The organism is Sphingomonas sp. CCH5-D11 (assembly GCF_001557395.1).
Classification (GTDB): domain Bacteria; phylum Pseudomonadota; class Alphaproteobacteria; order Sphingomonadales; family Sphingomonadaceae; genus Sphingomonas.
On sequence record NZ_LSKH01000344.1, the window covers coordinates 1 to 23704 of the forward strand.

The 23704-nt window shown below is 64.1% G+C and carries 14 protein-coding genes, 2 tRNA genes and 3 pseudogenes; 10 read left to right on the plus strand and 9 right to left on the minus strand.

Annotated elements, in window-relative coordinates:
* Window positions 1-21: 21 nt before the first annotated feature.
* The gene (locus AX702_RS20930; protein WP_082746407.1) at window positions 22-531 is read right to left on the minus strand and encodes a gluconate 2-dehydrogenase subunit 3 family protein; all 510 of its coding nucleotides are present in this window, start codon (window positions 529-531) and stop codon (window positions 22-24) included.
* A gap of 21 nt (window positions 532-552) precedes the next feature.
* Entirely contained in the window at window positions 553-2304 is a 1752-nt protein-coding gene (locus AX702_RS20925; protein WP_156455619.1) for an HAD-IA family hydrolase, read from the minus strand.
* Between the two features lie 1235 nt (window positions 2305-3539).
* On the opposite strand from AX702_RS20925, the pseudogene AX702_RS24310 reads away from it, so the two are divergent.
* The 4 genes and pseudogenes from AX702_RS24310 to AX702_RS20905 all read left to right on the plus strand — a co-directional run.
* Window positions 3540-3947, plus strand: a pseudogene (locus AX702_RS24310) (integrase arm-type DNA-binding domain-containing protein); the annotation flags it as partial.
* 82 nt (window positions 3948-4029) lie between these two features.
* Complete coding sequence (locus tag AX702_RS23110) at window positions 4030-4182, plus strand: hypothetical protein (RefSeq protein ID WP_231731992.1); 153 nt, start codon at window positions 4030-4032, stop codon at window positions 4180-4182.
* 838 nt (window positions 4183-5020) lie between these two features.
* Window positions 5021-5596 carry a recombinase family protein gene (locus AX702_RS20915; protein WP_066782267.1) on the plus strand — a complete coding sequence of 192 codons (576 nt, stop codon included), beginning with the start codon at window positions 5021-5023 and terminating at the stop codon, window positions 5594-5596.
* 486 nt (window positions 5597-6082) lie between these two features.
* A complete protein-coding gene (locus AX702_RS20905; RefSeq protein ID WP_066782269.1) occupies window positions 6083-7414 on the plus strand; it encodes a primase-helicase family protein in 1332 nt (443 codons plus the stop codon).
* Window positions 7415-7668: 254 nt separating this feature from the next.
* Here AX702_RS20905 and AX702_RS20900 read toward each other — a convergent pair.
* Window positions 7669-7755 (minus strand) — tRNA-Leu (locus tag AX702_RS20900).
* 100 nt (window positions 7756-7855) lie between these two features.
* Between AX702_RS20900 and AX702_RS20895 the strand changes: the two genes are divergently transcribed.
* From AX702_RS20895 to AX702_RS20875, 5 genes and pseudogenes are all read left to right on the plus strand, one after another.
* On the plus strand, window positions 7856-8782 hold the full coding sequence (locus AX702_RS20895; protein ID WP_066782270.1) for a complex I NDUFA9 subunit family protein: 927 nt from the start codon (window positions 7856-7858) through the stop codon (window positions 8780-8782).
* Window positions 8783-8840: 58 nt separating this feature from the next.
* Window positions 8841-9641 carry an undecaprenyl-diphosphate phosphatase gene (locus AX702_RS20890; RefSeq protein ID WP_066782271.1) on the plus strand — a complete coding sequence of 267 codons (801 nt, stop codon included), beginning with the start codon at window positions 8841-8843 and terminating at the stop codon, window positions 9639-9641.
* Between the two features lie 134 nt (window positions 9642-9775).
* Entirely contained in the window at window positions 9776-11221 is a 1446-nt protein-coding gene (locus AX702_RS20885; protein WP_066782272.1) for an NAD(P)-dependent oxidoreductase, read from the plus strand.
* On the plus strand, window positions 11218-11802 hold the full coding sequence (locus AX702_RS20880; RefSeq protein WP_066782273.1) for a DUF2059 domain-containing protein: 585 nt from the start codon (window positions 11218-11220) through the stop codon (window positions 11800-11802). The genes AX702_RS20885 and AX702_RS20880 overlap by 4 nt, the downstream gene beginning before the upstream one ends.
* 35 nt (window positions 11803-11837) lie before the next feature.
* Window positions 11838-14804: pseudogene (locus AX702_RS20875) on the plus strand (glutamate synthase central domain-containing protein); the annotation flags it as partial.
* Between the two features lie 96 nt (window positions 14805-14900).
* On the opposite strand, the pseudogene AX702_RS21885 reads toward AX702_RS20875, so the two are convergent.
* The 5 genes and pseudogenes from AX702_RS21885 to AX702_RS20850 form a co-directional block, all read right to left on the minus strand.
* Window positions 14901-17903 (minus strand): annotated as a pseudogene (locus AX702_RS21885) (glutamate synthase central domain-containing protein); the annotation flags it as partial.
* Window positions 17903-18487, minus strand: a complete 585-nt coding sequence (locus tag AX702_RS20865; RefSeq protein WP_066782273.1) for a DUF2059 domain-containing protein — start codon at window positions 18485-18487, stop codon at window positions 17903-17905. The gene AX702_RS20865 and the pseudogene AX702_RS21885, both read right to left, overlap by 1 nt.
* Window positions 18484-19929, minus strand: a complete 1446-nt coding sequence (locus tag AX702_RS20860) for an NAD(P)-dependent oxidoreductase (RefSeq protein ID WP_066782272.1) — start codon at window positions 19927-19929, stop codon at window positions 18484-18486. Before AX702_RS20860 ends, AX702_RS20865 begins: the two co-directional genes overlap by 4 nt.
* Window positions 19930-20063: 134 nt before the next feature.
* On the minus strand, window positions 20064-20864 hold the full coding sequence (locus tag AX702_RS20855) for an undecaprenyl-diphosphate phosphatase (protein WP_066782271.1): 801 nt from the start codon (window positions 20862-20864) through the stop codon (window positions 20064-20066).
* A 58-nt stretch (window positions 20865-20922) separates the two neighbouring features.
* The gene (locus AX702_RS20850) at window positions 20923-21849 is read right to left on the minus strand and encodes a complex I NDUFA9 subunit family protein (protein WP_066782270.1); all 927 of its coding nucleotides are present in this window, start codon (window positions 21847-21849) and stop codon (window positions 20923-20925) included.
* Window positions 21850-21949: 100 nt separating this feature from the next.
* On the opposite strand from AX702_RS20850, the gene AX702_RS20845 reads away from it, so the two are divergent.
* Window positions 21950-22036 (plus strand) — tRNA-Leu (locus AX702_RS20845).
* A 254-nt stretch (window positions 22037-22290) separates the two neighbouring features.
* On the opposite strand, the gene AX702_RS20840 is transcribed toward AX702_RS20845, so the two are convergent.
* A complete protein-coding gene (locus tag AX702_RS20840) occupies window positions 22291-23622 on the minus strand; it encodes a primase-helicase family protein (protein ID WP_066782269.1) in 1332 nt (443 codons plus the stop codon).
* Between the last annotated feature and the right edge of the window lie 82 nt (window positions 23623-23704).

The following is a 23704-nucleotide window of genomic DNA, read 5'->3' on the forward strand; positions in this document are numbered from 1 at the left end:
ATCCTCATCCCCACCCCCTGTTCAGGCCAAGACCACCGACTGGGCTTCCTGCAGATAGCCCAGCCAGCGCCACATGATCCGGTCGCGATTCCCGCCCCACCGCGGGTCGGACCAGCAGCCCTGCAGGCAATGCCTCCAGATGGTGTCGAACGCCTGCTGCTGCGCCTGGGGGGGACCGAGGGAACCGATCTGTCGCTGTTCCAGTGCCTGGAGCAGTTCGGTCACTTTGTCTTCGACAAGCTCGTCGAGCGGAGCCTGGAAACGCTCGCGCGCCGCCGCGTCCAGCTTTTCTAGCCAGAGCGGATAATCGGCCTTCCAGGCGCCGAGGTCGTCATGGATCCGGATGCCGCCGTCTTCCGGGAACTGAAGGAGCCGGTCGAGGAAGGTCGCGGCCCCGCAATCGTCGGCCCCGGGGATCCCGCGCTCCGCGTCCCGCGGGTGGATTGCCCTGAACAGCGCCTGCACCTGGCGCATCTGCAGGGGGGAGAAGAACTGCCCCGCCGGCAACCTGAACTCGGAATCCCAAGCCATGACCGGCTCCTCCCCTGTTTCTCAGCCGGCGGCGAGTGCAAGCTTGCGCGGGAGCAGCATGTCCTCCAGCGCGTCTTGTATTCCTGCTTCGAGTTCCGGGAAGCTCAGATATTGCGGACCGCGCTCGTCGAAGATCTTCTCGCCCAAGGCCGGATAGGTGTCCCAGCCCATGCCGATATATTGACCGACTTCACGGCCGAAATAATTGGCGACCATCGCAACGGTGCTGCCGTGGACGCCGCTCCCGCCCGCAGACGTCCAGATCGTGCCGTCCTTCTTGCCGGCCCACATCGTGCGCGGCTGGAGCAGATTTGCTCCCTCTTCCTTGAGCCGGCGCGCGACGGTGGCGGCCGCCGTGACGGGCGTGTCGTCGAGAATGCCGGCGCGGTGCAGGATCGAAATGCCCGAACAATTGGTGCCCACCACCTTCCCCGCCTCGTGGTGGCGGCGCACGGCGGCGAGGATGCGCTGATCTTTGCTCGCTTCGCCGCTTCCCAGCCCGCCGGGCACGAACAGAAGGTCGAACAGGTCCTCGCTCTCCAGATAGCCTTCCGAGACGACCCGAGTGCCCATCTGCATCTCGACGAATTCCGGCCCTTCGCGCGAGGAGCGGATTAGCTTGACCTCGAGGCTCTTGCCCTGTTCGGCCAGAACCATCGAAGTGTGCTTCAGGATTTCGTAGGGGACGAGCGTGTCCTGCTCGCCGCAGCGATGGTAGGCAAGTACGCCTACAGTCTTGATCTCAGGCATTCTGGACCCTCCCGATCTCACTTCGAGCTCGCGCTCTAGGTTCGCAATCAACAACAGCCAGGGACCGAGATCGCCCGGGCCGTAGTGTTCCATCAGCTCCACGACCAAGGCATCCTCGACCTCGCTGAGGCAGGCGCCGAGCCGCGGCAGCGTCTCATCATTTTCGCGCCGCGCATGCTCGCGGTAGAGCGCGACAAAGCCTTCGAGACCGTCCTTGAACGCCTCTGCGGCGGCTTCATCGCCGGCCCGCAGCTGGTTCAGCGCATCGCCGAGCGCCTTGAAATACTGCCGACCGCGCTCATGATCCTCATAGACGTAGGCGGCCTCGGTGGGCGGGAAGCCGAAGGCGAAGGCGAGCGGCAGCAGCACCCGCTCCTCCACCATGTGATGATAGCGATCGATGAACTCGTTCAGCAGAAAGACGAGGATGCCCATGGCGCGCAGCGGCGGCGGCTCGCCCGCTCCAATCTTCTTGGCAATCGCGGCCGCGGCCATGACCAGCCGCCGACCGATCAAATGGTCTTCCTCTATGATCATTTCGGCGAGGCGGCCGCTGTCCTTCTCGGTGGACGGTCGCGAGGAGACTGGCTTGAACAGGAACTCTCGGCCGGGCGGGCACGGCTTGAGCTGCGCCTGCATGCCAGCTGCCTGGGCGCCCAGCACCTCGGCGAAATTCTCGCCCACGAACAGGCATTCGTCCGGGCGCAGCCCCATCTTCTCGGCCGCATAGGCGAAGATGCGGGGGTCGGGCTTATCGACGCCCACGTCGTGGTTGATGACCAGCCCGTCGGGATCGACGAACTCGGCGATCCCCGCCTCTTCGATCATTTTGCGACCAGCCAGGGCCAAGACATCCGCTGGAAGGTTGGTGATGATGCCGATCCTAAACCGAAGGATCTCCTTGCACGTACGAAGAAGGTCCATCGTGGATGGTTTGTAGATGACGAGATGGCCCGGCCGATCCACGTAGCCGAGAGTGTCCTTTACGTCGAACAGGATAGCGGAGATCGGTTGGTCGGCCACAATGCCTCCATCCAAGCTGGCGCGAGTCTCTTCGTGTTAAAGATGAACTATACTGATGGGCCGTCAAGCGAAATTCACTGACTTAGCTCGAATGGCTCAAAGCTGCTGGCAGCCTTCGAAACCGAAAGTGTCCAATCCCCGTGCAGGACCAGCAAGCAGAGAACTCGCTATCGCGTCAGTGTCTGCTCCTTTCCTCTTCACACACCGGCATCATATCTGATGCTGGAAAAAAGCGCGGCCATTCCGTAAGTTCTTCTACTACTATTTCCTTCTCCCCGTCCGGACAGCCCTCTTAGATCCAATTGCAGCCGCCTTAACGAAGCTCGTTCAACGTCAGCTTTCAGGTCATCGATGGGAGGTCTGAAACGACCGAAATGAGCGCGCGAAGCTGCTGCTACGCTCTAGCTGAATGAACGGCCGCAATTACCCGACACGCCCTGAAGGCAGCCGGTCAATCCAGCTCCCGCATCAACATCAACAACCGTGTCGCGAGGATCACCGTTGCGGCTGCTGCGATTTAGCGGGCAGTCTGCTGGCTCCCGGTCGCTTTTCCAATAAGCGCTGCATGCCTCCCTGCGAGGGAGCTATTTGGACCTCCGTCTTACGTCCGATCTGCACGTGGAGAGGAGGATCGAAGGAGGTCTGAGCTACCCTCGGCGCGGTTCGTTAAACCGCTGGTGCGAGACCTCGGCCACGTGCTTCGATTGCTGCCTTAGCTAGGAAATCCTCGATGCCGGCAACGGATGGTTGACGACATAGCTGGAGGGCTTCGACTTCGGTGAGACAGTCGATCCCGTACCCGAACTGGGCCTGCCAGAGTTGGTCGAGTTCTTCGCCATGCCGTCCCCATAGCAGATCGCACGTCTCAGGTCTCATCGAAATGCGTGGGCATCGCGGCCCTCGGTTAGCGTGAATGGCGATCACATGTCCGCCGTGACCCTCCAATGGCCGCGCAGATTGGCTAGCGTGCCGACTAGGCCGACATGATCATTAGGGTGTACCGGCCAGTGCCCCGCGGGTAACGGTTTTTGAGGCGATTTTCACGACCGCAATCGCCCGCTTACGATGTCCGGAAACAACCCGTATTGACAGCACACCTTACGCGATAAATCGCAGATGCAGAAGAAAGAGCCGCAGAAATCCGCCGTTCCCGCTTTGCATGTGGCGTCGAAGTCGGGTCTGATGAATGCTATTTGGTAGCTGAAAACAGCGCTCCTCAGCAGCTATCTGGAAACGTGGCGCGGCGAGCGCTCAGTGCCGGCATCATCTGGGACACCGATCTGCCCGGCTTCGGACTGAGGATCCAGCCCACCGGCCACAAAGCGTGGATCGTCAAGTTCCGGGAGCGCGGCCGTCAGCGCTTCGTCACTCTCGGTCCAACCACGACGGTTCCAATCGATGCCGCACGCCTCCAAGCGCGAGCGATGCTGGAGCAAGCGGCACTGGACGGCTTGCCGGCCAGACAGCCGACCAAGGCCTCCCCGCTCTTTCGCGACTACGCTAGCGAGTTTTGGCAGGACTACAGCCGGCACTGGAAGCCGACCACGCAGAAGGGCAACGCTCGCGTTCTTCGCCGAGAGCTGCTGCCACGGTTCGGCGAACTTGCGGTCGACGCGATTAGCCGCTCCGACGTGCTCCGCTGGCGCGACGACCTCGCTGACCGGCAAGGCAGCTTCAACCGTGCCCTGCCGATGCTAGCCGTCATGCTCATATATGCCGAGCAGCTTGGCTATCATGACCGAGGCTGTCGCTCGCGACGTGGCGAGCCGTATCCTGCTGCGCTGTCACGTTGGCGAAAACCCGGCCAACACGCGCGCCACGGTTCGCTCTGCTCCGACGTTCCCGGCGTTCCTCGACGAGTACTGGCAGCGCATGTAGGGCCAGTGGAAACCGAGGACCGTCGAGACGCACGACGGCTACCGTCGCCTTCATCTCGACAGTGCGTTTACGGGCAAGTTCGTCGACCAGATCGAGACGGCGGACGTCGTAAGGTGGTTCGCTCGCCTAACCGATCGGAGCGGCCCAGGCGCGGCGATCCGGCACATCTGCCGATCGACAGAGTGATGCTCGCCGAGTACAATCCACCTCGCTCAGATCCAAAGCGATCCGCTACTACGAAGATGGAGCTAACGGGCTGAGCAGGCCGTTGGGCGGATGACTCCAACGGAGCGTTAGAGACCAAGATCGCAGAGATATGTGCCGGCCTTGTCGTTGAGGGAGAGAGGCTCTACCGGACCAGCCTTCGGCAGATGGAGGAGCAGGCCGAGCGAGAGCGCGTCGCGGCCGAGAAGGCCCGTCAGGAGCGGCTTAGGAAAGCCAACGCTGACCGGGCTTTTGCTCTGCTGGAAAGCGGACGGTTGCTGGCAGAAGCTGCGCAGCGTCGTCGCCAGAGTTGCGGCCGCCGTGGCGTCAGGCAGCTTGAACCTCTCAGGAGCAGAGTTGGATCAATGGCGGGAGTGGGCTGAGGGTGAGGCGGATAAATTTGATCCAGTCCTTTCGGGACGGGTTCGTGTTCACCTGATACCGCCGATTTCGGAGTAACCCTAGAAAGTCTCACGAGCGCTCGCGGGATCAAGCACTCTGGCACCCCACCGATAGCCCGGCTCGAAACCGGTCCATTCCGATACACGCAGCAGCCGCGTATCGAAACCTAGCTTGACGATACTATCGATGCACCAGTAGTAATGAGCCACGTTTTCGATACAGGAGTCGCGTGATGAGTCGGACCTTTGCCTATTGTCGCGTGAGCACCGGCGATCAAACCACCGACAACCAAGTTCGCGAAATCGACGCTGCCGGCTTCAAGATCGATCCGAAGCGAGTGGTTGCTGAGACCGTCTCCGGTTCGATAGCTGCGAAGGAGCGCAAAGGCTTCGCTCGGCTCATAGATCGGCTGGAGGCAGGTGACATTCTGATCGTCACCAAGCTCGATCGACTTGGGCGAAATGCGATGGACGTTCGCGCAACCGTAGAGGCACTGGCTAGTGATGGGGTTAGGGTACACTGCCTAGCGTTAGGTGGTGTCGATCTGACCAGTCCCGCCGGAAAAATGACGATGGGAGTTATCTCGGCGGTGGCAGAGTTCGAGCGTGACCTCCTTATCGAACGGACACAGGCGGGCTTAGGGCGTGCGAAAGCCGAGGGCAAAACATTGGGGCGCCCTTCAGCCCTGACCGACGCTCAACAGGCGCAGATACGTACCCAGCGATCGACTGGCGTCTCCCTCGGCGCACTGGCCAAGCAATACGGTGTCAGCCGAGCGGCGATCCAGCGAGTAGAGAAGAGGGCCTAGCCGAATTTTCTAACGAGGTGGCGGGGGACCCAAAGGGCTGACCTGCTGAGTGACCGATCACTAGCACCAAACTCCCGCCCAATTTACTAGAAGTGAGCAAGCCAGCCAGTACAGTTGTCACACGAGATTTAGCCGATCAAAAAGCATACGATTACTGCGCTCGGCGTTAGCGAGTACAGTATCATAGCCACAGGGCTGCCGGACTCAACCTGAGAGGCTTGCCAGCCATCTGATTGATTTGCGTCCATAGCTTCGGGCGTCTCAGCGTTTGTGACGGGTTGCCCAACGTCGTCCGCGACGATCGAAACGACGCGCGTGCCTTTTAGAAGATAAGTGGTGTGGAGCTTGTTCCATGCCATCGCTGCGACACGTCGAGACGAGCGGGTAAAGGTGTCCCACAGGCTGACAAGGAAAGTCCTCAGTCGGCGGTAAAGCGGTGGCTAACGTAAATCAAGAGTCCGCCTGCAGAAGCGGCATTGATGCTTAGTGAATCGTAGGAGACACGCACTCGGTAAGCAACTTCTCGATTTCAATGACCGGTGCGCGGTCGTCTTCATCGGGAGCAAGCTGTTCGTCGCGTGGACACCTCGGAAAGGTGCTACTTACAAGTTCATCTCCCATCGTGACTTCCTGCAGCGCGAGGCCATTAAGCTTGTCGAGGTCAAGACCAAGGGCGGCGAGAAGAAGACGCTTAAGATGGCCGACGAGTGGCTCAAGTGGCGGGGCCGTCGGCAGTATGTTGACGTGCGCTTCGCTCCCGGCCTTCAGGACGAGACTGTCTTTAACCTGTTTACAGGATTTGCGTTCGATGCGGCGGCCGGCGATTGGAGCAAGCTCCGCGACCATCTCCGGTACGTCATTTGCCAGGATGATCCGAACGCGTTTGCTTGGCTGATGACCTATCTGGCTCATCTGTTCCAGCGGCCGGGCGAAAAGCCGCCTACGGCGCTGGTGATCAGCGGCAAGAAGGGTACGGGCAAGTCCATTGTGTTCGATTTCATTCAGAGCCTGATGCCCCAGCACTTCAGCAAGGTCGCCGACGGCAAGCGGGCTCTGGGCAACTTCAACTCCCAGAATGAGACGGCGCTCTTCGTCTTGATGGAGGAAGCCGTCTGGGCTGGTGACCTTGCTGCAGAGTCGGTGCTAAAGGACATGATAACAAGCCCGACGCAGCGTATCGAGCGGAAAGGTGTCGATGCCTACATGGCGCCGAGCTACTTCCGGATGGCACTGCTCTCGAATGCTGATTGGGTGGTGCCCGCATCGTTCGACGAACGTCGGTTTGCCGTGTTCAAGTGCGGTGATCAGCACCGCGGCGACATCGGGTACTTCAAGGCCATGGTCGAACAGATGAACGATGGTGGAACGGAGGCGATGCTTTTCGACCTGCTCAACTACGTGCCCGATAACGGTTGGGATGTGCTGCGGACGCCGCCCGTGACGGTCGGTCTTCAAGAGCAGATCGTCGCCTCCTTGCGTGGACTCGATCAGTTCATGTTGCAGCTGGCAACTGACGGCCTGTACGAGTGCGAGAAGTGCGAAGGCGGCGGTGTCTACCTCGATGAGACGCGCCCTACGTCCGTCAACATCATCGACGTGCGGGCTGCTGCCCGCGATCACATGATAGACAACTACCCGGGCAAGAAGGCTGCAACCGTCGGCATGATCGATCACGCGGTTCGCGAGTGGTTCGGCGCGGTCGTGGTCAAGCGCAAGGTTCAGACGAATGAGGGCCGTTGGGTCGAGTTCCCGCCGCTGGCTGACGTTCGCGAACACCTTCGGCGCGCCAAGCGCATCGACATCCACTCGCCGAGCTGATCGTCAGATCACAATCCACATCCGAAGCGGGCTCCTCACAGAGGGGCCCGTTTTCGCGTGCGATCGCCTCGTCGCCATTGCCTTCAATAGCCCAAGCGTGGCCGCCTCACTAACTCTCTCAGACATATTAATCTGTCACCAACGTTCGCCTTCGTCCGGCCCAAGCCGGTCCGAAATGTGGGAACTATCGGGGGAGCCGCAGGCTTGGCATTCCCGAAAAGTCGTTGCGGATCAACGCCATTGCGTACGGGAAATGGTGCCCAGAAGAGGACTCGAACCTCCACGCCCTTGCGAGCGCCAGCACCTGAAGCTGGTGCGTCTACCAATTCCGCCATCTGGGCACGGGGTAGGCCGGCGCCTCTAGGGTGTCGGTGCCGGCCTTGTCAACAGGCACTTTGCACGGCTAGGGGCGGGGCGAAATTTTCCCCGGCGGAGCGTTACATGAGAGACAGGCTGTTCACGCTGATCGGCGGTGGCGGTTTTCTGGGCCGTTATGTCGCACAGGCGCTGCTCGCCACGGGCGCGCGCGTTCGGATTGCGCAGCGCGATCCCCGCGAGGCCTGGTATCTGAAGCCGCTGGGCGGGCTGGGGCAGACCCAGTTCGTCGCGGCCGACATCGCCCGGCCCGAGACGATCGAGCGGGCGATCGCGGGCGCCGATGGCGTGGTGAACCTGGTCGGCAGCTTCACCGGCGATCTGGACCGCATCCATGTGGCGGGCCCGCGGGCGCTGGCCGAAGCGGCGCGTCGCGCCGGCGTGGGCGCGCTGGTCCATGTCTCCGCGATCGGGGCAGATGCCAATGCCGAGGCGCAATATGCGCGGACCAAGGGCGCGGGCGAGGCGGCGGTGCGCGAGGCGTTCCCCGCCGCCACCATCCTGCGCCCCTCCACCGTGTTCGGCCGCGAGGACAAGTTCATCAACATGTTCGCAGGGCTGATCGCCCGGCTGCCGGTGGTGCCGGTGCTGAAGCCGAACACCCGTTTCCAGCCGGTCTTCGCCGGCGACGTCGGCGATGCGGTGGCGGCGGCGCTGCGTGACCCGGCCCGCTTTGGCGGGCGGACGTTCGAGCTGGGCGGGCCGGACGTGCTGACCATGATGGAGCTGCAGCAGTGGATCGCGCGCCAGATCGGCCGCGCGCCGTCGCTGGTGGCGCTGCCCGATGCACTGGGCGGGATGCTCGCCGCGCTGCCGGGCGCGCCGATCTCGCGCGATCAGTGGAAGCTGTTGCAGAAGGATACGGTGGTGGCGCCGGGCGCGGACGGGCTGGAGGCGCTGGGCATCACGCCGACGCCGCTCGCCGCGATCGCGCCGGGCTGGCTGGTGCGATACCAGCGCGCCGGCCGCTTCGCACGGCCGACCGCCGCCTGATCCCCGCATCACCGTTCCGCGCATCGGCCCGCGGCGGCGGGCAACCTGAAAGGCTGTCATGTCCGACCTGCTGACCGCGATCATCCTCGGCATCGTCGAGGGGGTCACCGAATTCCTGCCGGTGTCCTCCACTGGCCACCTCGTGCTGGCGACCGAGCTGCTGGGCTATGATCCGCAGCGCTGGGCGGTGTTCAACATCGCCATCCAGCCGGGCGCGATCCTGGCCATCGTGGTGCTGTACTGGCGCACGTTCATGGCGGTGCTGACGGGGCTGTTCCGCGGTGAGCCAAACTCGGTTGCCTTCGTGCGCAACCTGCTGATCGCGTTCGTTCCCGCAGTGGCGCTGGGCCTCGCGTTCAACGACCAGATTGAGGCATTGCTGGAGAATGCGGTGGTGGTCGCCTGGGCGCTGATCATCGGTGGCGTGGCGATCCTGGTCGTGGAGAGGCTGGCGAAAACCAGCGTGGTTGGCGGCATTTCCGGGGTATCCACGGCGCAGTCGGCGAAGATCGGCCTGGTGCAGTGCATCGCCATGATACCCGGCGTCAGCCGTTCCGGCGCGACGATCATGGGCGCGATGGCTTTCGGCATCGACCGGCGCACCGCCGCCGAATTTTCCTTCTTCCTCGCACTGCCGACGCTGACCGGCGCGACGGTGCTTCAGCTCGTCAAGCATCGCGACGCGATCACCGCCAACGACCTGCAGCTGATCGGGGTTGGCGCCTTCGTATCGTTCATTGTCGCGCTCGCCGTGGTGAAGGCGTTCATGGCGGTGGTGACCAAACATGGCTTCGCACCCTTCGCCTGGTATCGCATTATTGCCGGGGCGGCGGCGTTGATGATGCTTTCCGCACGATAGGTCCGGTGTGTTACCTTCTTTATTGGTGATTGTAGCGGCCAACTGAACAAAAGGCGGGGTGAAGCAGCAAATAGGTAAGCAGTGCTGACTTGATGGTGTTTCGGCGATGTGAGACCCACATCGGCGGAGGGCTTATGGCTGCTGATACCATGCTTCGATTCGTCGCGACCCCGCAGTCCTATCCGGACAAACGGTCGGCCGAGGCGCGAGCGGAAGATTTTCGTGAGATCGCCGACCGCTACGCCGTGGTTCGCGCGGAGGAGCAGGCCGGGCGCTGTTCGCAATGTGGCGTGCCTTATTGCACCGTCCATTGCCCGCTCCACAATCACATCCCGGACTGGCTGCGACTGACCGCCGAGGGGCGGCTGCGCGAGGCCTATGAGCTGAGCAACGCAACGTCGACCATGCCGGAGATCTGCGGCCGCATCTGCCCGCAGGACCGGCTTTGCGAAGGCAATTGCGTGATCGAGTTCAGCGGCCATGGCGCCGTGACGATCGGCTCGGTCGAGAAGTTCATCACCGACACGGCCTGGGAAGAAGGCTGGGTGGAGCCGCTGGTGCCAGGGCCGGCGCGGGGCCAATCGGTGGGCGTGATCGGCGCCGGGCCGGCCGGGCTGACCGCGGCGGAATATCTGCGCGCCAACGGATATGAGGTGCACGTCTATGACCGGCACGACCGGGCGGGCGGGCTGCTGACCTACGGCATCCCCGGTTTCAAGCTGGAGAAGCCCGTCGTGATGCGCCGGGTCGAGCGGCTGAAGGCGGGCGGCATCGTCTTCCATGAAGGCTTTTCCGTTGGCGAGGATGCAGGGTTCAACGATCTGCGCCAGCGCCACGATGCGATCCTGATCGCCACCGGCGTCTACAAGGCGCGCGAGATCGACGTGCCTGGCAATGCAGCGGGCGGGGTGATCGCCGCGCTGGATTACCTCACCGCGTCCAACCGCAAGAGCTTCGGCGATGCGGTGGCCGCGTTCGATGACGGCAGCCTAGATGCGGACGGCAAGAATGTGGTGGTGATCGGCGGCGGCGACACGGCCATGGATTGCGTGCGCACCGCCATTCGCCAAGGTGCGAAGAGCGTGCGCTGCCTGTATCGCCGCGACCGCGCCAACATGCCGGGTTCGCAGCGCGAAGTCGCCCATGCGGAGGAAGAAGGCGCGGAATTCGTGTGGCTTTCCGCGCCGCATTCGTTCGTCGGAGACGAAACGGTGTCCGGCGTTCGCGCCAACCGGATGCGGCTGGGCGCGCCCGACGCGAGTGGCAGGCGCGCGCCGGAAGTCGACCCGGGCGGCCCGATCGACATGCCGGCGGACATGGTGATCAAGGCGTTGGGCTTCGACGCGGAGGAACTGCCGCACCTGTGGGATGCGCCGGAACTGGGCGTCACGCGCTGGGGCACGGTGCTGGTCGACAACAAGACGCTGATGACGAGCCTCGACGGCGTGTTCGCCGCGGGCGACATCGTGCGCGGCGCGAGCCTGGTCGTCTGGGCGATCCGCGACGGCCGCGATGTGGCATCGACGATGCACAAATATCTGAAGGCGAAGGCCGCGGCCGGGGTGAAGGTGGCGGCGTGAGAGCGCTGCTCCTCGCGGTGGCGCTCGCTACCCCGGCAGGTGCCGCGGCACGAGAGCCGGCGAAGCCCGTCTCTGCCGTTGCTCCGGCAGCGATCGATCCGTCACGACTGGAAGCATCGCGCAAGCTGATCACTCAGATCATGCCGCCGGAGCAGATGGACAAGATGCTTGAGCAGATGATCCGCCCAATGATGGCGAACATGCAGCAAACATTGATGCAGGATCCAAGGATCGCTGAGGCTTTCGGTGGTAACCCGCAGGCGCGGGAGGCGATGGCGCGCTTCATGGAGCGCCAGGCGGATCGCAGTATCACGACCATGCAGAGCGAGATGCCCGCCATGGCGGAGGCGATGAGCCGTGCCTATGCGCGGCGCTTCGATCTGGCGCAATTGCGTGAACTCTCTGCTTTCTTCGGGACGCCGACCGGGCGGGTCTATCTTGAGGCCATGCCGACACTGATGAGCGACCCGGACGTGCGTGCTTGGCAGACCAGCATGATCAGCCGGACGATGAGCACCATGCGAACCGACGTCGCCGAACTGACCAAAGACATCCTCGCCGCATCGAAGGACGAGAAGTGATGACCGACCAACGCGAATATCTCGCCACCCATGGCATGTACCGTCCCGAGTTCGAGGGTGATGCCTGCGGCGTGGGCCTGGTGGCGGCGACCGATGGCAAGCCGTCGCGCCGTGTCGTTCAGTCGGCGATCGATGCGCTGAAGGCGGTGTGGCATCGCGGCGCGGTGGATGCGGACGGCAAGACGGGCGATGGCGCGGGGCTGCATGTCGACCTGCCGGTACGCTTCTTCGACGATGCGATCGCGATGAGCGGGCACAAGGTGCGGCCGAACCGGCTGGCGGTGGGCATGGTGTTCCTGCCGCGCACCGATCTGGCCGCGCAGGAGACGTGCCGCACGATCGTGGAAAGTGCGATCATCGAGGCGGGCTATACCATCTATGGCTGGCGTCAGGTGCCCGTCGACGTGTCGGTGATCGGCATGAAGGCGCAGGCGACCCGTCCCGAGATCGAGCAGATCATGATCGCCGGGCCGATGCCTGACGAGGTCCATGCGGCCGAATTCGAAAAGAACCTGTATCTCGTGCGCCGGCGGATCGAGAAGCGCGTGATCGCGGCGCAGATCCAGGGCTTCTACATCTGTTCGCTCAGCTGCCGCTCGATCATCTACAAGGGGCTGTTCCTGGCCGAGAGCCTGTCGGTCTTCTACCCGGACCTGACCGACAAGCGCTTCGAGAGCCGCGTCGCGATCTTTCACCAGCGTTATTCCACCAACACCTTTCCGCAATGGTGGCTCGCGCAGCCGTTCCGGTGCCTGGCGCATAACGGCGAGATCAACACGATCCGCGGCAACAAGAACTGGATGCTCAGCCACGAGATCCGCATGGCGAGCATCGCGTTCGGCGAGCATTCGGAGGACATCAAGCCGGTGATTCCGGCGGGCGCGTCGGATACCGCGGCGCTCGACGCGACCTTCGAGGCGATCTGCCGTTCGGGACGCGATGCGCCGACCGCCAAGCTGATGCTGGTGCCCGAAGCGTGGCAAAGCGACATCGCCGACGACATGCCGCCGGCGCATGCGGCGATGTACCAGTATCTCGCCTCGGTGATGGAGCCGTGGGACGGCCCGGCCGCGCTGGCGATGACCGACGGCCGCTGGGCCGTGGCGGGCATGGACCGCAACGCGCTCCGCCCGCTGCGCTATACCCAGACGGCGGACGGCCTGCTGATCGTCGGTTCCGAAAGCGGCATGGTAGTGGTGCCGGAATCGACCATCATCGCCAAGGGCCGGCTGGGGCCGGGGCAGATGATCGCGGTCGATCTGGCCGAGGGCAAGGTCTACGACGATCGCGCCATCAAGGACCGGATCGCAACCGAGGCGGACTATGCCGGGATGATCGGCAATTTCGCGACCATCGACGATCTGCCACCGGCGCCCGCCGCCGGCGTGCCGCGCTTCGACCGCGCCGAGCTGGCGCGTCGCCAGGTGGCGGCCGGGCAGACGCTGGAGGATATGGAGCTGATCCTCGCGCCAATGGTGGAGACCGCCAAGGAAGCGATCGGATCGATGGGCGACGATACGCCGCTGGCCGTCATCTCGGACAAGCCGCGGCTCATCAGCCAGTTCTTCCGGCAGAATTTCAGCCAGGTGACGAACCCGCCGATCGACCCGCTGCGCGAGCGCTATGTGATGAGCCTCAAGACGCGGTTCGGGAACCTCGCCAACATCCTCGACACCGAGGATCGGCGCGAGCGCGTGCTGGTGCTCGATTCGCCGGTGCTGACCTCCACCGACTGGGCACGGCTGAAGACCTATTTCGGCGGTGCGGCGGCGGAAATCGACTGCACGTTCGAGGCAAGCGGTGGGGCGGACAAGCTGCGCGCCGCGATCCAGCGCATCCGCAACGAGGCCGAACAGGCGGTGCGCCAGGGCAAGAGCGAGATCTTCCTGACCGACGAATATGTCGGGCCGGAGCGGATCGCGATTCCAGGCGTGCTCGCGGCGGCGGCGGTGCACACGCATCTCGTGCGGCGAGGCCTGCGCTCCTACGCCTCGGTGAACGTGCGCACGGCCGAGTGCCTCGACACGCATTATTACGCTGTGCTGGTCGGCGTGGGCGCGACGACGGTGAACGCTTACCTCGCCGAAGCGGCGATTGTGGATCGCCAGGCGCGCGGGCTGTTCGGCGACCTGCCGCTCGACGAATGCCTGAAGCGGCACCGCAAGGCAGTCGAGGAAGGGCTGCTGAAGATCATGTCGAAGATGGGGATCGCGGTGATCTCCTCCTATCGCGGCGGCTATAATTTCGAGGCGGTCGGGCTTTCCCGCGCGCTGGTGAACGATTTCTTCCCGGGCATGCCGGCCAAGATCTCGGGCGAGGGCTATGCCTCCTTGCACATCAACGCGAAGGATCGCCACGACGCAGCGTTCGACGAGACGGTGGTGAACCTGCCGATCGGCGGCTTCTATCGCCAGCGGTACACCGGGGAGGCGCATGCCTATTCGGCGCAGCTGATGCACCTTCTGCAGACCTCGGTCGCGACGGACAGCTATTCGACCTATCTGCAGTTCGCGCGCGGGGTGGGCGATCTGCCGCCGATCTATCTGCGCGATCTGCTGCAGTTCAACTTCCCGGCGGAAGGCGTGCCGATCGACCAGGTCGAGCCGATCACCGAGATTCGCAAGCGCTTCGTGACTCCGGGCATGAGCCTGGGCGCGCTATCCCCGGAAGCACACGAGACGCTGGCGATCGCGATGAACCGGATCGGCGCCAAGGCCGTTTCCGGCGAGGGCGGCGAGGACAAGAGCCGGTATCAGCCGTACGAAAACGGCGACAATGCCAATTCGGTGATCAAGCAGATCGCGAGCGGCCGCTTCGGCGTGACGGCGGAATATCTCAACGCCTGCGAGGAGATCGAGATCAAGGTCGCGCAGGGCGCCAAGCCCGGCGAGGGCGGGCAGCTGCCCGGCTTCAAGGTGACCGAGTTCATCGCCAAGCTGCGCCATGCGACGCCGGGCGTGACGCTGATCTCCCCGCCGCCGCACCACGACATCTATTCGATCGAGGATCTGGCGCAGCTGATCTACGATCTGAAGCAGATCAACCCGCGCGCGCGGGTTGATCTGCTTCAGATCGTAGATCAGCTGCGCCAGATCCTCGATCGAATAGATGTCGTGGTGCGGCGGCGGGGAGATCAGCGTCACGCCCGGCGTCGCATGGCGCAGCTTGGCGATGAACTCGGTCACCTTGAAGCCGGGCAGCTGCCCGCCCTCGCCGGGCTTGGCGCCCTGCGCGACCTTGATCTCGATCTCCTCGCAGGCGTTGAGATATTCCGCCGTCACGCCGAAGCGGCCGCTCGCGATCTGCTTGATCACCGAATTGGCATTGTCGCCGTTTTCGTACGGCTGATACCGGCTCTTGTCCTCGCCGCCCTCGCCGGAAACGGCCTTGGCGCCGATCCGGTTCATCGCGATCGCCAGCGTCTCGTGTGCTTCCGGGGATAGCGCGCCCAGGCTCATGCCCGGAGTCACGAAGCGCTTGCGAATCTCGGTGATCGGCTCGACCTGGTCGATCGGCACGCCTTCCGCCGGGAAGTTGAACTGCAGCAGATCGCGCAGATAGATCGGCGGCAGATCGCCCACCCCGCGCGCGAACTGCAGATAGGTCGAATAGCTGTCCGTCGCGACCGAGGTCTGCAGAAGGTGCATCAGCTGCGCCGAATAGGCATGCGCCTCCCCGGTGTACCGCTGGCGATAGAAGCCGCCGATCGGCAGGTTCACCACCGTCTCGTCGAACGCTGCGTCGTGGCGATCCTTCGCGTTGATGTGCAAGGAGGCATAGCCCTCGCCCGAGATCTTGGCCGGCATGCCCGGGAAGAAATCGTTCACCAGCGCGCGGGAAAGCCCGACCGCCTCGAAATTATAGCCGCCGCGATAGGAGGAGATCACCGCGATCCCCATCTTCGACATGATCTTCAGCAGCCCTTCCTCGACTGCCTTGCGGTGCCGCTTCAGGCATTCGTCGAGCGGCAGGTCGCCGAACAGCCCGCGCGCCTGGCGATCCACAATCGCCGCTTCGGCGAGGTAAGCGTTCACCGTCGTCGCGCCCACGCCGACCAGCACAGCGTAATAATGCGTGTCGAGGCACTCGGCCGTGCGCACGTTCACCGAGGCGTAGGAGCGCAGGCCTCGCCGCACGAGATGCGTGTGCACCGCCGCCGCCGCGAGCACGCCTGGAATCGCGATCCGCTCCGGCCCGACATATTCGTCGGTCAGGAAGATCTCGCTCTTGCCCTGGCGCACCGCCTGTTCGGCCTCGTTGCGGATGCGCTGGATCGCGGCGCGCAGCTTGTCCGCCCCACCGCTTGCCTCGAACGTGCAGTCGATTTCCGCCGCCGCACCGCCGAAATAGGTCTTCAGCCGTGCCCAGTCGGTGGAGGTCAGCACCGGCGAATCGAGCACCAGCACGCGCTCGCGCCGATCCTCGGTGTCGAGGATGTTGGCGAGGTTCCCGAACCGCGTCTTGAGGCTCATCACATAGCGCTCGCGCAGCGGGTCGATCGGCGGGTTCGTCACCTGGCTGAAATTCTGCCGGAAGAACTGGCTGATGAGCCGCGGCTTGTCCGAGATGACGGCCAGCGGCGTATCGTCGCCCATCGATCCGATCGCTTCCTTGGCGGTCTCCACCATTGGCGCGAGGATCAGCTCCATATCCTCCAGCGTCTGCCCGGCCGCCACCTGGCGACGCGCCAGCTCGGCGCGGTCGAAGCGCGGCACGCCGGCGGCGGGCGCCGGTGGCAGATCGTCGATGGTCGCGAAATTGCCGATCATCCCGGCATAGTCCGCCTCGGTTGCGATCCGGTCCTTGATGGCGCGATCGTCGTAGACCTTGCCCTCGGCCAGATCGACCGCGATCATCTGCCCCGGCCCCAGCCGGCCCTTGGCGATGATGGTCGATTCCGGCACCACTACCATGCCGCTTTCGGAACCGACGATCAGCAGGCCGTCCGCCGTCTGGGTATAGCGCAGCGGGCGGAGCGCGTTGCGGTCCATGCCCGCCACGGCCCAGCGGCCGTCGGTCATCGCCAGCGCGGCCGGGCCGTCCCACGGCTCCATCACCGAGGCGAGATACTGGTACATCGCCGCATGCGCCGGCGGCATGTCGTCGGCGATGTCGCTTTGCCACGCTTCGGGCACCAGCATCAGCTTGGCGGTCGGCGCATCGCGTCCCGAACGGCAGATCGCCTCGAAGGTCGCGTCGAGCGCCGCGGTATCCGACGCGCCCGCCGGAATCACCGGCTTGATGTCCTCCGAATGCTCGCCGAACGCGATGCTCGCCATGCGGATCTCGTGGCTGAGCATCCAGTTCTTGTTGCCGCGGATCGTGTTGATCTCGCCGTTATGCGCCAGGCACCGGAACGGCTGCGCGAGCCACCATTGCGGAAAGGTGTTGGTGGAATAACGCTGGTGAAAGATCGCGACGCGGCTCTCGAAGCGCTTGTCGGTCAGGTCCGGGTAGAAGACCGACAGGCTCTCGGCCAGGAACAGCCCCTTGTAGATGATCGAGCGGCAGCTGAGCGAACAGATGTAGAAGCCCTGGATCTGCGCCGCGATCACGCGCTTCTCGATCCGCCGGCGCACGAGATACAGGTTCTTTTCGAATTCGGCCGCATGGACCTCGTCAGGCATCGGCCCGGCGATCATGATCTGCTCGATCTCGGGACGGGTCGCCTGCGCCTTCATGCCGATCACCGACACGTCGACGGGCACCTGACGCCAGCCATAGATGGTATAGCCCGCCTCGATGATCGCACTTTCCACGATCGTGCGGCACGTCTCCTGCGCGGCCAGATCGGTGCGCGGCAGGAACACCATGCCCACCGCCAGCCGGTTCGGCCGCACCTTGTGCCCGCTCATCGCGATCGCATCGTCGAAGAAGCGTACCGGCAGGTCGACATGCAGCCCCGCGCCATCGCCCGTCTTGCCGTCCGCATCCACCGCGCCGCGATGCCACACCGCCTTCAGCGCATCGATCGCCGACTGAACGACACGGCGCGACGGCTTGCCATCGGTCGCCGCCACCAGGCCCACGCCGCAGGCATCACCCTCGAACTCGGGACGGTACATGCCATGGGTGGCGAGATATTCGCGTTGGTCGGTCATCACTTCTCGTCCTTCGATGCGGCGAGGATGTCTTTGGTCAGTTCGGCGACGTCGGTTCGCATGGTGCTCATCGTCCGGCTGATCATGCTGGTCTGCCAAGCACGCACGTCCGGGTCGCTCATCAGTGTCGGCATGGCCTCAAGATAGACCCGCCCGGTCGGCGTCCCGAAGAAAGCAGAGAGTTCACGCAATTGCGCCAGATCGAAGCGCCGCGCATAGGCACGGCTCATCGCCTCCGCCATGGCGGGCATCTCGCTCTGCATGGTCGTGATACTGCGATCCGCCTGGCGCTCCATGAAGCGCGCCATCGCCTCCCGCGCCTGCGGGTTACCACCGAAAGCCTCAGCGATCCTTGGATCCTGCATCAATGTTTGCTGCATGTTCGCCATCATTGGGCGGATCATCTGCTCAAGCATCTTGTCCATCTGCTCCGGCGGCATGATCTGAGTGATCAGCTTGCGCGATGCTTCCAGTCGTGACGGATCGATCGCTGCCGGAGCAACGGCAGAGACGGGCTTCGCCGGCTCTCGTGCCGCGGCACCTGCCGGGGTAGCGAGCGCCACCGCGAGGAGCAGCGCTCTCACGCCGCCACCTTCACCCCGGCCGCGGCCTTCGCCTTCAGATATTTGTGCATCGTCGATGCCACATCGCGGCCGTCGCGGATCGCCCAGACGACCAGGCTCGCGCCGCGCACGATGTCGCCCGCGGCGAACACGCCGTCGAGGCTCGTCATCAGCGTCTTGTTGTCGACCAGCACCGTGCCCCAGCGCGTGACGCCCAGTTCCGGCGCATCCCACAGGTGCGGCAGTTCCTCCGCGTCGAAGCCCAACGCCTTGATCACCATGTCCGCCGGCATGTCGATCGGGCCGCCCGGGTCGACTTCCGGCGCGCGCCTGCCACTCGCGTCGGGCGCGCCCAGCCGCATCCGGTTGGCGCGAACGCCGGACACCGTTTCGTCTCCGACGAACGAATGCGGCGCGGAAAGCCACACGAATTCCGCGCCTTCTTCCTCCGCATGGGCGACTTCGCGCTGCGAACCCGGCATGTTGGCGCGGTCGCGGCGATACAGGCAGCGCACGCTCTTCGCACCTTGGCGAATGGCGGTGCGCACGCAATCCATGGCCGTGTCGCCGCCGCCGATCACCACCACATTCTTGCCGTCCGCATCTAGGCTGCCGTCATCGAACGCGGCCACCGCATCGCCGAAGCTCTTGCGGTTGGACGCGGTGAGGTAATCCAGCGCGGCGATCACCCCGCCCGCTGCATTGCCAGGCACGTCGATCTCGCGCGCCTTGTAGACGCCGGTGGCGATCAGGATCGCATCGTGGCGCTGGCGCAGATCGTTGAACCCTGCATCCTCGCCAACGGAAAAGCCTTCATGGAAGACGATGCCGCCCGCCTTCAGCCGCTCGACCCGGCGCATCACGACGGGCTTCTCCAGCTTGAAACCGGGGATGCCGTAGGTCAGCAGCCCGCCCGCCCGGTCGTGCCGGTCATAGACGTGCACCTCATATCCGTTGGCGCGCAGATATTCCGCCGCGGTCAGCCCGGCCGGCCCGGCGCCGATCACGCCCACCGATTGGCCCCGCGCCGGCCCTGGCACCAGCGGCTCCACCCAGCCTTCTTCCCAGGCCGTGTCGGTGATGAACTTCTCGACCGAGCCGATCGTCACGGCGCCATGGCCGCTGAACTCGATCACGCAATTGCCTTCGCAAAGCCGGTCCTGCGGGCAGATGCGGCCGCAGATCTCCGGCATGGTCGACGTTGCGTTGCTCAGCTCATAGGCCTCGCGCAGCCGCCCCTCGGCGGTCAGTCGCAGCCAGTCCGGGATGTGATTGTGGAGCGGGCAATGGACGGTGCAATAAGGCACGCCACATTGCGAACAGCGCCCGGCCTGCTCCTCCGCGCGAACCACGGCGTAGCGGTCGGCGATCTCACGAAAATCTTCCGCTCGCGCCTCGGCCGACCGTTTGTCCGGATAGGACTGCGGGGTCGCGACGAATCGAAGCATGGTATCAGCAGCCATAAGCCCTCCGCCGATGTGGGTCTCACATCGCCGAAACACCATCAAGTCAGCACTGCTTACCTATTTGCTGCTTCACCCCGCCTTTTGTTCAGTTGGCCGCTACAATCACCAATAAAGAAGGTAACACACCGGACCTATCGTGCGGAAAGCATCATCAACGCCGCCGCCCCGGCAATAATGCGATACCAGGCGAAGGGTGCGAAGCCATGTTTGGTCACCACCGCCATGAACGCCTTCACCACGGCGAGCGCGACAATGAACGATACGAAGGCGCCAACCCCGATCAGCTGCAGGTCGTTGGCGGTGATCGCGTCGCGATGCTTGACGAGCTGAAGCACCGTCGCGCCGGTCAGCGTCGGCAGTGCGAGGAAGAAGGAAAATTCGGCGGCGGTGCGCCGGTCGATGCCGAAAGCCATCGCGCCCATGATCGTCGCGCCGGAACGGCTGACGCCGGGTATCATGGCGATGCACTGCACCAGGCCGATCTTCGCCGACTGCGCCGTGGATACCCCGGAAATGCCGCCAACCACGCTGGTTTTCGCCAGCCTCTCCACGACCAGGATCGCCACGCCACCGATGATCAGCGCCCAGGCGACCACCACCGCATTCTCCAGCAATGCCTCAATCTGGTCGTTGAACGCGAGGCCCAGCGCCACTGCGGGAACGAACGCGATCAGCAGGTTGCGCACGAAGGCAACCGAGTTTGGCTCACCGCGGAACAGCCCCGTCAGCACCGCCATGAACGTGCGCCAGTACAGCACCACGATGGCCAGGATCGCGCCCGGCTGGATGGCGATGTTGAACACCGCCCAGCGCTGCGGATCATAGCCCAGCAGCTCGGTCGCCAGCACGAGGTGGCCAGTGGAGGACACCGGCAGGAATTCGGTGACCCCCTCGACGATGCCGAGGATGATCGCGGTCAGCAGGTCGGACATGACAGCCTTTCAGGTTGCCCGCCGCCGCGGGCCGATGCGCGGAACGGTGATGCGGGGATCAGGCGGCGGTCGGCCGTGCGAAGCGGCCGGCGCGCTGGTATCGCACCAGCCAGCCCGGCGCGATCGCGGCGAGCGGCGTCGGCGTGATGCCCAGCGCCTCCAGCCCGTCCGCGCCCGGCGCCACCACCGTATCCTTCTGCAACAGCTTCCACTGATCGCGCGAGATCGGCGCGCCCGGCAGCGCGGCGAGCATCCCGCCCAGTGCATCGGGCAGCGCCACCAGCGACGGCGCGCGGCCGATCTGGCGCGCGATCCACTGCTGCAGCTCCATCATGGTCAGCACGTCCGGCCCGCCCAGCTCGAACGTCCGCCCGCCAAAGCGGGCCGGGTCACGCAGCGCCGCCGCCACCGCATCGCCGACGTCGCCGGCGAAGACCGGCTGGAAACGGGTGTTCGGCTTCAGCACCGGCACCACCGGCAGCCGGGCGATCAGCCCTGCGAACATGTTGATGAACTTGTCCTCGCGGCCGAACACGGTGGAGGGGCGCAGGATGGTGGCGGCGGGGAACGCCTCGCGCACCGCCGCCTCGCCCGCGCCCTTGGTCCGCGCATATTGCGCCTCGGCATTGGCATCTGCCCCGATCGCGGAGACATGGACCAGCGCGCCCACGCCGGCGCGACGCGCCGCTTCGGCCAGCGCCCGCGGGCCCGCCACATGGATGCGGTCCAGATCGCCGGTGAAGCTGCCGACCAGGTTCACCACGCCATCGGCGCCCGCGATCGCCCGCTCGATCGTCTCGGGCCGGGCGATGTCGGCCGCGACGAACTGGGTCTGCCCCAGCCCGCCCAGCGGCTTCAGATACCAGGCCTCGCGGGGATCGCGCTGCGCAATCCGAACGCGCGCGCCCGTGGCGAGCAGCGCCTGTGCGACATAACGGCCCAGAAAACCGCCACCGCCGATCAGCGTGAACAGCCTGTCTCTCATGTAACGCTCCGCCGGGGAAAATTTCGCCCCGCCCCTAGCCGTGCAAAGTGCCTGTTGACAAGGCCGGCACCGACACCCTAGAGGCGCCGGCCTACCCCGTGCCCAGATGGCGGAATTGGTAGACGCACCAGCTTCAGGTGCTGGCGCTCGCAAGGGCGTGGAGGTTCGAGTCCTCTTCTGGGCACCATTTCCCGTACGCAATGGCGTTGATCCGCAACGACTTTTCGGGAATGCCAAGCCTGCGGCTCCCCCGATAGTTCCCACATTTCGGACCGGCTTGGGCCGGACGAAGGCGAACGTTGGTGACAGATTAATATGTCTGAGAGAGTTAGTGAGGCGGCCACGCTTGGGCTATTGAAGGCAATGGCGACGAGGCGATCGCACGCGAAAACGGGCCCCTCTGTGAGGAGCCCGCTTCGGATGTGGATTGTGATCTGACGATCAGCTCGGCGAGTGGATGTCGATGCGCTTGGCGCGCCGAAGGTGTTCGCGAACGTCAGCCAGCGGCGGGAACTCGACCCAACGGCCCTCATTCGTCTGAACCTTGCGCTTGACCACGACCGCGCCGAACCACTCGCGAACCGCGTGATCGATCATGCCGACGGTTGCAGCCTTCTTGCCCGGGTAGTTGTCTATCATGTGATCGCGGGCAGCAGCCCGCACGTCGATGATGTTGACGGACGTAGGGCGCGTCTCATCGAGGTAGACACCGCCGCCTTCGCACTTCTCGCACTCGTACAGGCCGTCAGTTGCCAGCTGCAACATGAACTGATCGAGTCCACGCAAGGAGGCGACGATCTGCTCTTGAAGACCGACCGTCACGGGCGGCGTCCGCAGCACATCCCAACCGTTATCGGGCACGTAGTTGAGCAGGTCGAAAAGCATCGCCTCCGTTCCACCATCGTTCATCTGTTCGACCATGGCCTTGAAGTACCCGATGTCGCCGCGGTGCTGATCACCGCACTTGAACACGGCAAACCGACGTTCGTCGAACGATGCGGGCACCACCCAATCAGCATTCGAGAGCAGTGCCATCCGGAAGTAGCTCGGCGCCATGTAGGCATCGACACCTTTCCGCTCGATACGCTGCGTCGGGCTTGTTATCATGTCCTTTAGCACCGACTCTGCAGCAAGGTCACCAGCCCAGACGGCTTCCTCCATCAAGACGAAGAGCGCCGTCTCATTCTGGGAGTTGAAGTTGCCCAGAGCCCGCTTGCCGTCGGCGACCTTGCTGAAGTGCTGGGGCATCAGGCTCTGAATGAAATCGAACACAATGGACTTGCCCGTACCCTTCTTGCCGCTGATCACCAGCGCCGTAGGCGGCTTTTCGCCCGGCCGCTGGAACAGATGAGCCAGATAGGTCATCAGCCAAGCAAACGCGTTCGGATCATCCTGGCAAATGACGTACCGGAGATGGTCGCGGAGCTTGCTCCAATCGCCGGCCGCCGCATCGAACGCAAATCCTGTAAACAGGTTAAAGACAGTCTCGTCCTGAAGGCCGGGAGCGAAGCGCACGTCAACATACTGCCGACGGCCCCGCCACTTGAGCCACTCGTCGGCCATCTTAAGCGTCTTCTTCTCGCCGCCCTTGGTCTTGACCTCGACAAGCTTAATGGCCTCGCGCTGCAGGAAGTCACGATGGGAGATGAACTTGTAAGTAGCACCTTTCCGAGGTGTCCACGCGACGAACAGCTTGCTCCCGATGAAGACGACCGCGCACCGGTCATTGAAATCGAGAAGTTGCTTACCGAGTGCGTGTCTCCTACGATTCACTAAGCATCAATGCCGCTTCTGCAGGCGGACTCTTGATTTACGTTAGCCACCGCTTTACCGCCGACTGAGGACTTTCCTTGTC